Consider the following 1,939-nt stretch of genomic DNA (forward strand, 5'->3'; position numbering starts at 1 on the left):
CGCCGCGCCCGCCGTCGCCCACCACCCCCAGGCCGTGCGCGTCGTCCACGACCAGCGCCGCGCCGTGCGCCCGGCACGCGGCGGCGAGCCCGGCCAGCGGCGCCACGTCGCCGTCCACCGAGAAGACGGAGTCGGAGACGACGAGCGCGCGCCGGTCCGGGGCCTCCTTCCGGGCCCCGTCGAGCACCTTGGCCGCGGCGTCGGGGTCGGCGTGCGGGGCGACGGCGACCTCGGCGCGGGAGAGCCGGCAGCCGTCGATGAGCGAGGCGTGGTTCCCCGCGTCGGAGACGATGAGCGCCTCCCGCCCGCTCAGCGCCGAGACCGCGGCCAGGTTGGCGGCGTACCCGGAGGAGAACACCAGCGCCGCGTCGAAGCCGCAGAACGCGGCCAGCTCCGCCTCCAGCGCCGTGTGCAGCTCCGTCGACCCGGTGACCAGCCGGGAGCCGGTCGACCCGGCGCCCCAGCGGAGCGCCGCCTCCGCCGCGGCGGCCGTCACCTCGGGGTGCCGGGACAGGCCCAGGTAGTCGTTGCTCGCCAGGTCCAGCAGCGGCGAGTCGGCGGACCGCGGCTTGAGCACGCGCCGCAGCCCGGCACGCCCGCGCTGCTCCTGTGCCGCGTCGATCCACGCGAACGGGTCGTCCTGGCGGTCCTGGGGCATCGGCTTCCTCGCCTTCCTTCGGGCACGGGCGGGCACGGGCGGGCACCGGCCGGGCGGGTGCCGGGCGCCGACTGTGGGGTCCGGATAGAAGGTAGTCGTGCCCATGCGTGGGCAGGGTGTGGCAATACACACACCCCGAACGCCGCGTCTTGTACGGTCCCTCCTTGGCCAGGAGCGGTGCCGTAAGACAGGATCTCCGCCATGGACCTGCTGAACACGCTGGTGGACAAGGGGCTGCGGGGCGAGTCGCCGACCCGCGCAGAGGCTCTCGCGGTATTGGCGACTTCCGACGACGACGTGCTGGATGTGGTGGCCGCCGCGGGCAAGGTGCGCCGTCGGTGGTTCGGGCGGCGGGTGAAGCTCAACTACCTGGTGAACCTCAAGTCCGGGCTGTGCCCCGAGGACTGTGGCTACTGCTCGCAGCGGCTCGGCTCGACGTCCGAGATCCTCAAGTACACCTGGCTCAAGCCGGACCAGGCGGCGGCCGCGGCGGAGGCCGGGGTCGCGGGCGGCGCCAAGCGGGTCTGCCTGGTCGCCAGCGGGCGCGGGCCGACGGACCGGGACGTGGACCGGGTCTCCAAGACCATCGCCGCGATCAAGGAACAGAACGAGGGCGTGGAGATCTGCGCGTGTCTCGGACTGCTGTCCGACGGGCAGGCGGAGCGGCTTCGGGAGGCGGGCGCCGACGCGTACAACCACAACCTCAACACCTCCGAGGCCACCTACGGCGACATCACCACCACCCACACCTACGCCGACCGGGTCTCCACCGTGCAGCAGGCCCAGTCCGCGGGCATGTCGGCCTGCTCCGGGCTGATCGCGGGCATGGGCGAGCGCGACGAGGACCTGGTCGACGTGGTCTTCTCGCTGCGCGAGCTGAACCCGGACTCGGTGCCGGTCAACTTCCTCATCCCCATCGAGGGCACCCCGCTGGCCGGGGACTGGAACCTCACCCCGCAGCGCTGTCTGCGCATCCTCGCCATGGTGCGGTTCGTGTGCCCGGATGTGGAGGTGCGCCTCGCGGGCGGGCGCGAGATCCATCTGCGGACGCTCCAGCCGCTGGCCCTGCACCTGGCGAACTCGATCTTCCTCGGCGACTATCTGACCACCGAGGGCCAGTCGGGCAAGGACGACCTGGACATGATCGCCGACGCGGGCTTCGAGGTGGAGGGCACGGACACCAGGACGCTGCCCGCGCACCGCGCCGACGTGGCTGCGGCGGCCGGCGGCGGCTGCGGTTCGCACGGCGCGGAGGGCGGCGGCTGCGCCCCCTGCGGCGAC

General features: G+C 73.6%; 2 protein-coding genes. One reads left to right on the forward strand and one right to left on the reverse strand.

All coding sequences use genetic code 11. The features are described 5' to 3' along the window. Positions 1 to 658 (reverse strand): aminotransferase class I/II-fold pyridoxal phosphate-dependent enzyme (locus EEJ42_RS31825; RefSeq protein ID WP_123105349.1); only part of this gene is annotated, 658 nt, incomplete at its 3' end. A 201-nt stretch (positions 659 to 859) separates the two neighbouring features. Here EEJ42_RS31825 and bioB point away from each other — a divergent pair. After that, positions 860 to 1,939, forward strand: a 1,080-nt coding sequence (gene bioB / locus EEJ42_RS31830; protein ID WP_123105351.1) for a biotin synthase BioB, incomplete at its 3' end; no start/stop codon positions are given.

This window comes from Streptomyces botrytidirepellens (assembly GCF_003721215.1).
GTDB lineage: Bacteria > Actinomycetota > Actinomycetes > Streptomycetales > Streptomycetaceae > Streptomyces > Streptomyces himastatinicus.